General features: G+C 69.0%; 10 protein-coding genes. 2 read left to right on the top strand and 8 right to left on the bottom strand.

The window, feature by feature from the left end; genetic code table 11:
• Positions 1-190: 190 nt before the first annotated feature.
• From era to acpS, 5 genes are all read right to left on the bottom strand, one after another.
• Positions 191-1099, bottom strand: coding sequence for a GTPase Era (gene era / locus ACK8CO_RS08420; protein WP_080614928.1), 909 nt, complete (start codon positions 1097-1099; stop codon positions 191-193).
• 78 nt (positions 1100-1177) lie between these two features.
• Positions 1178-1663, bottom strand: coding sequence for a bacterioferritin (locus ACK8CO_RS08415; protein ID WP_414898831.1), 486 nt, complete (start codon positions 1661-1663; stop codon positions 1178-1180).
• A 213-nt stretch (positions 1664-1876) separates the two neighbouring features.
• Positions 1877-2566: a ribonuclease III gene (rnc, locus tag ACK8CO_RS08410; RefSeq protein ID WP_080614930.1), complete on the bottom strand. Its 690-nt coding sequence runs from the start codon at positions 2564-2566 to the stop codon at positions 1877-1879.
• 3 nt (positions 2567-2569) lie between these two features.
• Positions 2570-3361 (bottom strand): signal peptidase I, encoded by a 792-nt coding sequence (gene lepB, locus ACK8CO_RS08405; RefSeq protein ID WP_080614931.1) that lies wholly within the window; start codon positions 3359-3361, stop codon positions 2570-2572.
• A gap of 392 nt (positions 3362-3753) precedes the next feature.
• Entirely contained in the window at positions 3754-4173 is a 420-nt protein-coding gene (acpS, locus tag ACK8CO_RS08400) for a holo-ACP synthase (protein WP_080614932.1), read from the bottom strand.
• 571 nt (positions 4174-4744) lie between these two features.
• Here acpS and ACK8CO_RS08395 point away from each other — a divergent pair.
• On the top strand, positions 4745-5698 hold the full coding sequence (locus ACK8CO_RS08395) for a methyltransferase domain-containing protein (RefSeq protein WP_414898830.1): 954 nt from the start codon (positions 4745-4747) through the stop codon (positions 5696-5698).
• A gap of 112 nt (positions 5699-5810) precedes the next feature.
• Entirely contained in the window at positions 5811-6914 is a 1104-nt protein-coding gene (locus ACK8CO_RS08390; RefSeq protein ID WP_414898829.1) for an alkene reductase, read from the top strand.
• Between the two features lie 50 nt (positions 6915-6964).
• Here the strand turns inward: ACK8CO_RS08390 and ACK8CO_RS08385 are convergent, their stop codons facing one another.
• From ACK8CO_RS08385 to ACK8CO_RS08375, 3 genes are all read right to left on the bottom strand, one after another.
• Positions 6965-8026: a glycerophosphodiester phosphodiesterase family protein gene (locus ACK8CO_RS08385; RefSeq protein ID WP_414898828.1), complete on the bottom strand. Its 1062-nt coding sequence runs from the start codon at positions 8024-8026 to the stop codon at positions 6965-6967.
• A gap of 559 nt (positions 8027-8585) precedes the next feature.
• A complete protein-coding gene (locus tag ACK8CO_RS08380; protein WP_414899000.1) occupies positions 8586-10484 on the bottom strand; it encodes an acyl-CoA synthetase in 1899 nt (632 codons plus the stop codon).
• Between the two features lie 243 nt (positions 10485-10727).
• Positions 10728-12521, bottom strand: a complete 1794-nt coding sequence (locus ACK8CO_RS08375; protein ID WP_080614935.1) for an ABC transporter transmembrane domain-containing protein — start codon at positions 12519-12521, stop codon at positions 10728-10730.
• Positions 12522-12646: the final 125 nt, after the last annotated feature.

Raw genomic sequence — 12646 nt, 5'->3', positions numbered from 1 at the left:
GGAGTCCGGAGCCGCCGAACCCGGCGCCCGAGGCCGTCGGTCCGTGCGGCGATAAGTTCCCACGGCGATGACGAGAGTCGGGATGTCCCCTCCCTGCCGCCCGCAGCTCGTCGGCGCGACCCGGGGCCTGCCCGGGCGTCCCTGGTCATGGCCGGCGGTCCTTCTGCCCGGCCCGGTCGTCTCGCAGCGCTCAGTCGCCGTCGCGGAAATCGAGGCCCATCTCGGAATAACGTTCGGATTCCTCAAGCCAGTTCGGGCGCACCTTCACATGCAGGAACAGATGCACGGGACGGCCGAGGAACTCGGCGATCTCGGCCCGGGCGGCCTGACCGACGGCCTTCGCGGTCTCGCCCTTGTGGCCCAGAACGATCCCCTTGTGGCCGTCGCGCGCGACATAGATCACCTGGTCGATCCGGGTCGAGCCGTCCTTGCGGTCCTCCCAGTTCTCGGTCTCGACTGTCAGCTCGTAGGGAAGTTCCTGATGCAGCCTCAGCGTCAGCTTCTCGCGGGTCATCTCGGCCGCGATCATCCGCATCGGCAGATCGGCGATCTGGTCCTCGGGGTAGAGCCACGGCCCCTCGGGCAGGGTTTCGGCCAGCCAGCCGCGCAGGTCGTCGACCCCGTGGCCCTTCTCGGCCGAGATCATGAAGGTGCGCGCGAAGGGATAGGCCGCGTTCAGATCGGCCGACAGCGCCAGCAGCGCCTCGGCCTTGACCCGGTCGATCTTGTTGATGGCGAGCGCCACGGTCTGGCCCCCGGCGGCGCGCTCGTGCAGCGCCTCGAGAATGGCGTCGACGCCTTCGGTGCGGCCGCGATGGGCCTCGATCAGCAGCACCACGATATCGGCATCGGCGGCGCCGCCCCAGGCGGCGGCGACCATCGCCCGGTCGAGCCGCCGCCGCGGGCGGAACAGGCCTGGCGTGTCGACGAAGACGATCTGTGCCTCGCCCTCCATCGCCACGCCACGGATCCGGGCGCGGGTGGTCTGCACCTTGTGGGTGACGATCGAGACCTTGGCCCCGACCATCCGGTTCAGCAGGGTGGACTTGCCCGCATTCGGTTCTCCGATCAGGGCGACGAATCCGCTGCGTGTGCTCATGCGTGTAAACCTCCGGCTCAGGCCCGGGCTTTACGCGATAAGTGCTCCCGGCGCCAGCCGGATGCGGGCAAGGGGGCGTCAGTCCTCGCCGGCGCCCGGTCCCGAGACCTGCTTGGCGCTGTAGGCCGGTTCACCCAGACGCCCGAGCAGCGCCAGCTGGGTGTCGAGCCAGTCCTTGTGGCCCTCTTCGTCCAGCACGATCTTCTCGAACAGCGTCCGGCTGCCGATATCGCCCACCTCCATCGCACGCTGGGCGGCCTTGCTGTAGACGTCGATCGCCTCCTGCTCGTCGGCGGCATCCATCTCGAACATCTGTTCGAGGCTCTCGGCCCGCACCGGCTGTTTCTGAAACCGGATCTCGGGCGTGCCGCCGAGGAAGATGATCCGTTCCATGAAGAGGTCGGAATGGCCGATTTCCTCCTGCATCTCCTCGCGCATCTTGGCGGCCAGCAGATCGAGCCCCCAATCGTCGAGCACCTGCGCATGCAGCTGGTACTGATGGCCTGCGGTCATCTCCATCTCGAGCGCGGTCTGAAGGTCCTTGATGGTCTGGTCATTCGACATGAGGTCAGCCTTTCCTGTCATGGTTGCCGGGGCTGGGCGCGCCCCGCCTTCGAGACGCATGTAGGACGGATCGGCGCGCCCGCAGCCGCGCAGGTTGTCGCAGCAGGGCTTAGGGCCGCTCGAACCGTGGCCGAACCGGTCCGAGCGCTCAGATGGCAGGCAGTCGCCCGGTCTGCTGCCCGGCTTTCGTGCAGCAGCGGCATGAGGGAAGGGTCAGGACGGCGCGCGGCGCAGTGACGCCAGCAGCGCGGCCGCGGCGGTCTGTTCGGCCTGGCGCTTGGCGCCGGCGGTGGCGGTGGCTTCCTCGCCGGTTTCAAGCCGCGCGGCGATGGTGAAGACGGGCGCGTGATCGGGGCCTTCGCGGGCGATCTCGACATAGCGCGGCGGCTGCTGACCACGGGCCTGGGCCCATTCCTGCAGCGCGGTTTTGGCATCGCGGGCATCGGGCTCGACCTGCTCGATCCGCGCGCCCCAGAGCCGCAGCACCATGTCCCGCGCGGTCTCGAAACCGGCATCGCGATAGACTGCGGCGATCACCGCCTCCATCGCATCGGCCAGAAGCGCCTCCTTGCGCCGTCCGCCCGACATCATCTCGGAGCGGCCGAGCTTGAGCACGTCGCCAAGCCCGATCTCGCGGGCCACATCGGCGCAGGCCTCGCGGCGCACCAGCGCGTTGAAGCGGGGCGCGAGCTGGCCCTCCGAGGCCGCCTTGTCGGCCTTCAGCAGCGCCTCGGCCATGACGAGGCCCAGCACCCGGTCGCCGAGGAATTCCAGCCGCTGGTTGTCGGGCCGGGTCGGGCTCGACAGAGAGGAATGGGTGACGGCGCGCAGCAGAAGCTCGGGCCGGGCGAAGTCATGGCCCAGCCGCTGCGAGAAGGCGATCAGATCTGCAGCAAGTCTCACGGTTCAGTCGATTGCCTTGAAGAACCGGTCGGCGCGCCAGGTCCAGATGAAGAACAGCGACCGACCGGCCGACGAGAACATAATCCGGTCGGCCCGGCCGATCAGGTTTTCGGCGGGCACGAAGCCGACGCCGCCATTGGCCTGGGCATAGCGGCTGTCGCGGCTGTTGTCGCGGTTGTCGCCCAGCACGAAATATTCGCCCTCGGGCACGGTATAGACCGGCGTGGTGTCGCGCGCGCCGCGGTCGGTGATGTTCAGGATGCCATGGCTGACGCCATTGGGCAGGGTCTCGATCGAGCGTGCCTTCATGCAGGTGCCGCCGATGCCGACCGGCGCGTTCTCGCATTCCGGATAATAGCCCATCGGCCCCTGCTTCTCGTAGGGCTCCTTGAAGATCCCGGCGGGTTCGACCTCGACCGGGGAGCCGTTGATGTAAAGCACGCCCTCGCGCATCTGCACGGTGTCGCCGGGCAGGCCGACAAGCCGCTTGATATAGTCCGAATTGCTGACCGGGTGGCGGAACACGACGACATCGCCGCGCTCGGGCTCCGAGCTCAGGAGCCGGCCCGAGAAGGGACACAGGCCGAAGGGGCAGGAATAGCGCGAATAGCCATAGGCCATCTTGTTGACGAAGAGGAAATCGCCGATCAGCAGCGTGTCCTTCATGCTGCCCGACGGAATCCAGAACGGCTGGAAGAACAGCGTCCGGAACAGGCCCGCGATCAGCAATGCCCAGAAGATCGTCTTGACCGTCTCCCAGAGACCGCCGCCCGCCTTTTCGTCCGTCTTCGCCATATGCCCGGTCCTGCCTTGTAGCTGCGCCGCCAGACGGCGCCGGAAAATGCCCCCGCTTCATGGGCGCGCGGCTGCGGGCTGTCAAGGCAGCGGGGCCGGAGGGCTTGCGCGCGGATCCGGCCATGACCGCCGGCAAGATGCAGGCGCCGTCGCTCCGGCGGATGCAGAGGAAACCTCGATGCCGCTGCCGCCCGGAGGCTTCGGAAAAACGGTGGAAGCCTTCTGTCGAACGCCCGATGACATCTGCCATGGTCGCGCCAGTGCGAGGCCGGCCGGGAGCGGGGTTCGAACCTCCCTGTCAGCGCCAGGCCGGGGCCCGGTCCTGTTGCGCCGACCCTGCCGGATGCGGCAGTCCAGGAGTGGCGGTGCACAGGTGGCGGTGCGCTGGCGGATTATCGCCTGCGGGAGGCCGGCGGTTTTGCGCGCGCCTCGATCACCACGAAGGCCTGCGCCCAGGGGTGGTCGTCGGTCAGCGAGACATGAACGATCGCCTCATGGCCTGGCGGGGTCAGCTCGGCCAGACGCTCGGCCGCCCAGCCGGTCAGTGCCATCACCGGCTGGCCGGTCGGCAGGTTGGTGACTGCCATGTCCTTCCAGGAAATGCCCATTCTCAGCCCGGTGCCCAGCGCCTTCGAGCAGGCCTCCTTGGCGGCCCAGCGCTTGGCATAGGTTCCAGCAGCGTCGGCCCGGTGCTCGGCCTTTGCCTGCTCGGCCTCGGTGAAGACGCGGGTCCGGAACCGGTCGCCGAATCGTTCAAGCGTCGCGGCGATGCGGTCGATATTGGCCAGATCGGTGCCGATGCCGAGGATCATCGCGTCGGCCTCCGCTCCGCGCGGACGCCGCGCGGCCGCAGGCTGCGCGGCCCGGCCCAACCGGAGGCGCCGCGGCAGCGGCAAGGACGGGCGGGAGCGCCCCCGCCACCGGCGGAACGGGCTTTCGGAACGGGCGGAACGCAGCGCATGAGGCCTCCGGATCGGTTGCTCTGCCCGGATGTACGCCACCCGGCCCGCTCAGGCAAATGCCGCCCTGTCTCCCCGGCGCTGGCCTCTCCGGGCCGGGGTAACAGGGCGCGGGTCGGGAAGGTGGCCTCCAGCCGGTCCCCCGTTCCGCCCCCGCGGGGGCCGGGCCGGCCCCCGGTCAATGCGCGTCGAGAGCCCCCTGAAGCCATGCGGCGCAAAGCCCGCACGGGGCGTCGTCGGCGGGTCTGCACGCGCCCGTTGACGCAGGGCGGGTGCGGCCCTAAATGCAGCGGCGGGCAGGGTCGGCGCCGCCTTCGGGACAGAGCCTCCCGAAAGCGCCTCGACCCGGCCGAAATCCGAGCCCGAAACCGAGGGAGGCACAATGGCTGCCCCCGGCGATACGGCCCCTTTTTGGACTTTGCAGATGATGGCGGCGAGAGGTCTTTCCTCCGGCGACCTGATCGTGGATCGGCGGTTCGATTTCGCCGAGGGGTTGGCCCTCGGCGGCGATCTGCCGGCGGCGATCGAGGTGCTGGGCGAAGCGATGGAGCGGGTGCCCGGCTGGGCGGCCGGCTGGTTTCGACTGGGGGAATGGCATGAGGCGGCGGGCGCGCCCGAGCGGGCGGCCGAGGCTTGGGACCGCGCGCTCGCGGCCGATCCGCAGGACCTGCTGGGCGCCGGGCTCAAGCGCGACCTGGTGCGGGCGGCGCCGGTGGCCGAGACCATGCCGGCGGCCTTCGTCGAGGCGCTGTTCGACGATTACGCGCCGCGCTTCGACCGGGCGCTGGTCGAGCGGCTCGATTATTGCGCGCCCGAACTCCTGCGCCGGGGGCTGGACGGGCGGCGCTTCGGCCGGGCGATGGATCTGGGCTGCGGCACCGGGCTGGCGGGGGCGGCGTTCCGCGACATCTGCGAGCGTCTCGAAGGCATCGACATCTCGGCCGGCATGCTGGCGCAGGCCGAGGCCAAGGGGCTCTATGACCGGCTTGCGAAAGGCGATCTCGCCGCGCTCGAGATCGGCCCCGAGCGCTACGACCTGATCATTGCCGCCGATGTCTTCGTCTATCTCGGCGCTCTCGAGCGTATCCTCGGCTGGTGCGCGGGCTCGCTGGCGCCCGGGGGCGTGCTGGCCTTCACCGTCGAGGCGGCTGCGCCGGGCGAGGGGCCGCTGGCGCTGCGCGAAAGCCGCCGCTTCGCCCATGCGCCCGATCATCTGCGGGCGGTACTGGCCGCGGCGGGGTTCGGGTCGGTCCGGCTCGACCGGGCGGCCCTGCGCAGCGATCGCGGCGCCGTGATCGAGGGCTTCGTCGTCATCGCCACCGATCTGGCGCGAACCCCCGACCGGCAGGGCGACGGCGAGGATGTGGCGCTGGCCTGAGGCGGGACTGTGCATGAGCGCGCAGGGCTCTGTTCCCGCATCGCCCTCTTGCCCGGTCGCGGCCGATGCCTACGTCCGAGCCAACCCCTTCGAATGTCAAAGGACATTTTCAATGACCCAGCCCAAGCTCTTTACTTCCTTCGCCGTCGGCGACATCGCCCTGGCGAACCGTGTCGTGATGGCGCCTCTGACCCGCAACCGTGCCGAACGCGAGACGCTGGCGCCGACCGATCTTCATGTCACCTATTACAGCCAGCGGGCCGGGGCCGGGCTGATCGTGACCGAGGGCGCGCAGATCTCGCCCGAGGGGCAGGGCTATCTCGACACGCCCGGCATCTATTCCGATCTGCAGGTCGAGCGCTGGCGCAAGGTCACCTACGCCGTGCATGCGGCGGGCGGACGCATCGTGATCCAGCTCTGGCATGTCGGGCGGGTGTCGCATGTCTCGCTTCTGCCCGGCGGTCAGGCCCCGGTCGCGCCCTCCGCGGTCCCGGCCGACGGGGTCAAGACCTTCACCGCCGAGGGCTTTACCGGGGTGTCGGCGCCGCGTGCGCTCGAGACCTCCGAGATTTCCCGCATCCTCGGCGATTACCGCAAGGCCGCCGCGAATGCGATGGCGGCGGGATTTGACGGGGTCGAGATCCACGGCGCCAATGGCTATCTGATCGACCAGTTCCTGCGCGACGGCACCAACCGCCGGACCGACGGTTATGGCGGCCCGATCGAGAATCGCTGCAGGTTCCTGTTCGAGGTGGTCGAGACCGTGGCGGACGAGATCGGCGCGGGCCGTACCGGGCTGCGGCTGAGCCCGTTCTCGAACGCGAACGGCATTTCCGACAGCGACCCCTTCGCGGTGTTCTCGCAGGCGATTTCGGGCCTGAACCGCTTTGGCCTCGCCTTCCTGCACATGGTCGAGGGCCAGACCGGCGGGCCGCGCGACTGGCCCGAGGGCCGCGGCATCCCCGAGCTGCGGGCGCTGTTCGAAGGCCCCTATATCGCCAATAACGGCTATGACCGGGCCTCGGCGATCGACGCGGTCGAAAGCGGTGCGGCCGACATGGTGGCCTTCGGCCGTCCGTTCATCTCGAACCCCGATCTGGTCGCGCGGCTGCGGCGGGGCGCCGGGCTGGCCGAGCCGAACCGGGAGACCATGTATGGCGGCGGCGCCGAGGGGCTGATCGATTATCCCGCGCTCGACGCGGCGCACCCGGCCTGACCGGGTCTGGCGGGGGGCCGCGTCCGGCACGGCCCCCGCCATATCGCCGATCAGGCGGCGGCGCGGCGGCGGCGCAGGGCGGCGAGCCCGCCCAGACCCGCCAGCATCAGCGGCAGCGTCGCCGGAACCGGCACCTCGGCGGCTTCGTAGCGTTGCAGCACTTCGACGCCCCGCAGGGTGTAATCGGTGAAGAAGCCGTCCATCCCGGCCTCGATCCAGGGCAGGAACATCTCCCAGGCGGCCTCGTCCGTCCTGGGCCGGAAGGTCCAGCCATGCACGCTCAGCCCAAGCTCATGCGCGGCGGCGATGAAGGCGGCATCGAGATCGTAGCCGAGATAAAGCCCCAGCCCGTCCGCGAACCCGGCGAGATCCTCGAGCGCGGTGACCTCGCCGGTGGTCGCGTCATAGACACCGAAGCCGTCGCCCAGATCTAGCGCATAGCCGAGCGCGGCGATCGCATTGTCCATGCCGGCCTCGGTCTGAAGCGCGGCGAGCTGGCGCGCGCCCTCATGGCTGAAGGTCTGCACGAAGGTGTTCGGCACCGAGCCGTCGAAGCCGTTGGACTTCATCTCCTGAAGGATCTGCCGGTTCATCGCCAGGCTGTTGGGGGTCTTGGCCTCGGGATAGATGCCGATCTGGGCGCCCGTCGCGGCGTTATGCGCGGCGACCAGATCCATCACCTCCTGAAAGGTCGGCACCTTGTAGGGATCGGCCATCGAGGGCGCGAAACCCGGATAGTCGGTCGAGGCGGTGGCGCCGGTGGGCTCGACCGTCAGCGACTTGATTTCGGCCAGGGTGAAATCCGACACCCGGTAATCGCCGTTCCGCGGAGAGAACAGCGCTTCGACATTGGTGGTGCGGGCCAGCGTCGCATCATGCATGGCGACTAGAACGCCGTCGGCGGTCATCTGCAGGTCGGGTTCGATCACATCGGCGCCCATTTCGAGGGCGAGTTCATAGCCGCCCAGCGTATGTTCGGGCAGGTAGCCGCTGGCGCCGCGATGGGCGATGATCAGCGGCGCGTTTCCGTCGAGGGTGTTGTAAAGGCTGGCGGCCCCGGCGGGCACGGTCGAGATCAGCCCCAGGGAGAGGGTCGCGAGAATGCGTTTCATGTCGAAGATCCTGTTCGTCGCGTTGAATGACTTCGGGTGTGATTTGGATGTGGCTCCGGCCTTATGCGGAGATTGAAACGCCCGGGTCACCGTCTTGCGACAGCCGGATGAAAATGCGCCGGGGCGGTTGAGGGGGGCGATTGGCGCCGGCCAATGCGGGAGGCTCTCCGGCCCCCGCCTCGGGCGCGCTGCGGGTCGATCTTGCCCCCATGTATCTGTCATGTCGCATGGGATCCCGTGTCCCTCTCCGAGGCCGTGTCCAGTCGGGCGCGGCGCTTTCCGGGGGCGACTGGCGCGGCCGGTTTCGGGCTCCCGGATCTCCTGTTGCCGCAGGGCGGAGATACTGTTGAAAAAGTCTCTGAACGGGCGAGACCGGGCAGATCAGCAGAACAACCTCCCGCGAAGCCCCTCCTGAGCAAATGCGTTTTGCCAAGGGGCGGTCTGCAGGGGCAATATTCCAAGATTTGGAGTTATTTTTCGGTTCGCAGAGTTTTTCAACACAATCCGGAGCGGACGGCGCGTGGCACCCGAGGAGACGGCGAGGCCGGGGCCCCGGGGCTCAGTCGTCGGTCCATTCCCAGGGGCGGGTGAAATTGCCCAGAAGATGCACGACCGCCTCGTCCTCCACCGGCCCCTGGCGTTCCAGCCGGGCGACGAGGCCGCGCTTGCGGTCCTCGACCACCTCGCGCACCCGCACCATATGGCCCGCCTCGGCCAGCGCCGCGTCATAGACCCGCTGGATCGCCCGCTTGCGCAGCCCGGGCTTGAACACCTTGCCGACGGCGGTCTTGGGCAATTCGTCGAGGATCTCGATATGCTTCGGGATCGCGGCGCGCTCGTGGATATGTACGCGGGCATGGGCCATCAGATCCTCGGGCGTGACGCTGGCCCCGTCGACGAGCTCGACATAGGCGCAGGGCAGCTCGCCCGAAAAGCTGTCGGGCTGGCCGATGGCGCCGGCGAAGGCCACGTCGTGATGGGACAGCAGCGCCTCCTCGATCTCGGCCGGGTCGATATTGTGCCCGCCCCGGATGATCACGTCCTTGGCGCGGCCGGTGATGAACAGATAGCCATCCTCGTCGATCCGGCCCAGATCGCCGGTGCGCAGGAAGTAGCCATCGGCGAACAGGCCGAGATTCTTCGCCTCTTCGGTATAGGTCGAGCCCGGCACCACCCCGGGGTTGGAGATGCAGATCTCGCCGACCTCGTCGGTCTCGCATTCGCGCTGCACAGTCCCGTCGCCGTCGCATTTCAGGATGCGGATCTCGGTATAGGGGAAGGGCAACCCGACCGAGCCGATCTTCTTTTTCGAATCCGGCGGGTTGATCGAGACGAGGCAGGTGGCCTCGGTCAGCCCGTAGCCCTCGCAGATGGTGACGCCGGTCGCGGCCTCGAAGCGGTTGTAAAGCTCGACCGGCAGCGGTGCCGAGCCCGAGAAGGCATAGCGGAGCGTCGAGACATCGGCATCTACCTTGCGCTGCATCAGCGCGGCGATGGCGGTGGGCACGGTGATGACGAAGGTCACGCCCCAACGCTCGATGAGCTTCCAGAAATTGTCGAACACGCCCTCGCCGCGATAGCCCGCAGGCGTCGGCATCACGAAATGCGCCCCGGCCGCGACAACCGACATCAGCACCGGATAGGCGGCGAAGACGTGAAACAGCGGCAGCGGGCAGATCAGGGTGTCGTTTTCGCGGAACAGAAGCGTATGGCCGAGCCAGCCGTTATAGATCATGCCCGAGACGCGATGCTGGGCGACCTTGGGCATGCCGGTGGTACCGCCGGTATGGAAATAGGCGGCGAAGCGGTCTTCCTCGGGGTCGTCGAAGGTCAGCCGGTCGGCGGGCTCGGCGGCCAGCGCGCGGTGGAAATCCAGCACGTCGGCATGGTAGTGGCCGGGCGATTTCCTGCGGATCAGCGGCACGATCAGCCGCTTGACCCCGGTCAGGTAGCGGACCAGGTCGACCTCCAGCACGGTCTGCACCCTGGGAGCGTGCCGCACCGCCTCGGAGACCTTCTCTGCGACATCGGTCTTGGGGAAGGATTTCAGCGTGACCACGACCTTGGCCCCGGTCTCGCGCAGGATCGCGGCGATCTGCTCGGCCTCGAGCAGCGGGTTGATCGGGTTGACGATCCCCGCCACTGCGCCGCCCAGAAAGCAGACCGCGGTTTCGTTGCAGTTGGGCAGGATATAGGCCACCACGTCATCCGGGCCGATCCCGAGGCGGCGGAACAGGTTCGCGGCCTGGGTGATGCGGCCCCGGAACTCGGTCCAGGTCAGCGTCTCGGCCGGATCCTTCGGGCCGGACAGGATCTGGAAGGACACTGCCGGGCGGTCGGGAAAGGCCGCCGCGGTGCGCGTGACGAAGGAATAGATGGTCTTCGGCCGGTCGCGTTCGTTCCACGGCGCCTCGGCGGCAATGGCCAGCCAGTCGCTCCTGGCGGCCTCCATGCTCATGCTGTTCAAGATGTCGTCCTCCCATGCGGCCCGTTGTGATCGGGCCTGCTCTCCCATGGCCCGGAAGGATGGGGCGAAATGCCGCCCTCCGCAAGATGCCCGTGCTGCGGCAACTCGGCGTCCGATCCGGGGCCGCCCGACCGGCAGCGGCCTCATTCTGCCTGTCCGCGACGCTCTGTTTCTTGTCTCCGGTGCCTTGCCGAAGGTGCGGCCCCGGGGTCGGACGGGCCGGCGAGATCCGGCTCAGGCGGCGGTCTCGACCCCGGCGGTGAACTGAAGCCTTGCAAGGCGCGCGTAAAGCCCGCCCTCGGCCACCAGCGCGTCATGGGTGCCCTCGGCCACGATCCGGCCGCGGTCCAGCACGACGATCCGGTCGGCCTTCTTCACCGTGGCCAGCCGGTGGGCGATGATGATCGTGGTCCGGGTCGCGGCCATCCGGTCCACGGCTTCCTGCACCGCGCGTTCGGATTCCGCGTCGAGCGCCGAGGTCGCCTCGTCCAGAAGCAGCACCGGCGCGTCGCGCAGGATGGCGCGGGCGATGGCGATGCGCTGTTTTTGCCCGCCCGACAGCATCAGCCCGCGCTCGCCCACCTCGGTGTCGTAGCCCTGCGGCAGCGCGCTCAGGAAATCATGCGCGGCGGCAGCGCGGGCGGCGGCCTCGACCTCGGCATCGGAGGCGCCGGGACGGCCGAAACGGATGTTCTCGCGGGCGCTGGCAGCGAAGATCGCCGGGTCCTGCGGCACCAGCGCCAGACGGCTGCGGAAGGCCTCGCGGCCCAGGCTGCGCAGATCGGCGCCGTCGAACAGCACGCGGCCCTGCTGCGGGTCGTAGAAGCGCAGGATCATCTGCATGACCGTGGTCTTGCCCGCCCCCGAGGGCCCGACCAGCGCCACCGTCTCGCCGGGGCGGACGGTCAGGTCTATGCCGTTCAGCGCCGGGCTGTCGGGCCGGGTCGGATAGGAGAAGCGCACATTCTCGAAGCGGATCTCGCCCTGCGCGGGTTCGGGCAGGGGCGCCGGGGCCTCGGGATCGGTCACGCTGTCCTGCGCGGTCAGCAGCTCGACCAGCCGCTCGGTGGCGCCCGCGGCGCGCTGCAATTCGCCCCAGATCTCGGTCATCGCCGCGACCGCGCCCGCGACCATCACCGAATAGATCACGAACTGCACCAGCTCGCCCACGCTCATCTCGCCCGCCCGGACGTCATGGGCCCCGACCCAGAGCACGCCGACGATGCCCGCGAAGACGAGGAAGATCACGATCACCGTCATCACCGCCCGGGTCCCGATCCGCTGGCGGGCCGCGATGAAGCTCTGCTCGGTCACGCCCCGGAACTGCGCCCGCGCCCGTGCCTCGTTGGTGAAGGCCTGCACCGTCTGCACCGACAAGAGCGCCTCGGAGGCATTGCCCGACGAGGCCGCGATCCAGTCCTGGTTCTCGCGGCTGAGCCGTCTCAGCCGGCGCCCCAGAAGCACGATCGGCACGATCACCGCGGGCACCAGCAGCAGCACCAGCCCCGACAGCTTGGTCGCGGTCGCCAGCATCAGCACCAGCGCGCCGAAGAAGACGAGGATGTTGCGCAGCGCGAAGGAGGCCGAGGAGGACAGCACCGACAGGATCAGCGTTGTGTCGGTGGTGATCCGGCTCAGCACCTCGCCGGTCATGGTCTTTTCGTAGAAGGCCGGGCTCATGCCGATCATGCGGTCGAAGACGGCGCTGCGGATATCGGCCACGACCCGCTCGCCCAGCCGGGTGACAAGGTAGTAGCGCAGCGCGGTGCCGACGGCCAGCAGCACCACGATCGCGAGCGCCAGCCCGAAATAGCGGTCAAGCAGCGCCGCGGTGTCGGTGTCGAAGGCGTCGACCACCTGGCGCACCGCCACCGGCATCGCCAGATAGACGATGGCGGTCAGGACCAGCGCGGCAAGCGCGGCCGCCAGCATCCGCCGATAGGGCGCGACGAAGGGCCAGAGCGCGGCAAGCGCGCCGATCCGTTTCGATCTTGCGCGGTCGTCCTGTGGCTGGGGGGCTGGCGGCATGGGGCACTCCTTGGCTCCCTGCGCAGGTAGTGGGCGAAGGGGGGGCGGTCAACCGGCCAGCGCTGCCCCGCCCGGATCGGCCGAGGGGTGCCGCCGCCCTGCGGTCGGGCCGCGCCTGCCCTCAG

It is taken from the genome of Rhodovulum sp. HP10, assembly GCF_047553435.1.
Classification (GTDB): Bacteria; Pseudomonadota; Alphaproteobacteria; order Rhodobacterales; family Rhodobacteraceae; genus Rhodovulum.
Note: the sequence above shows the minus strand (reverse complement) of the source record. Positions and strands in the feature narration are given on the sequence as shown.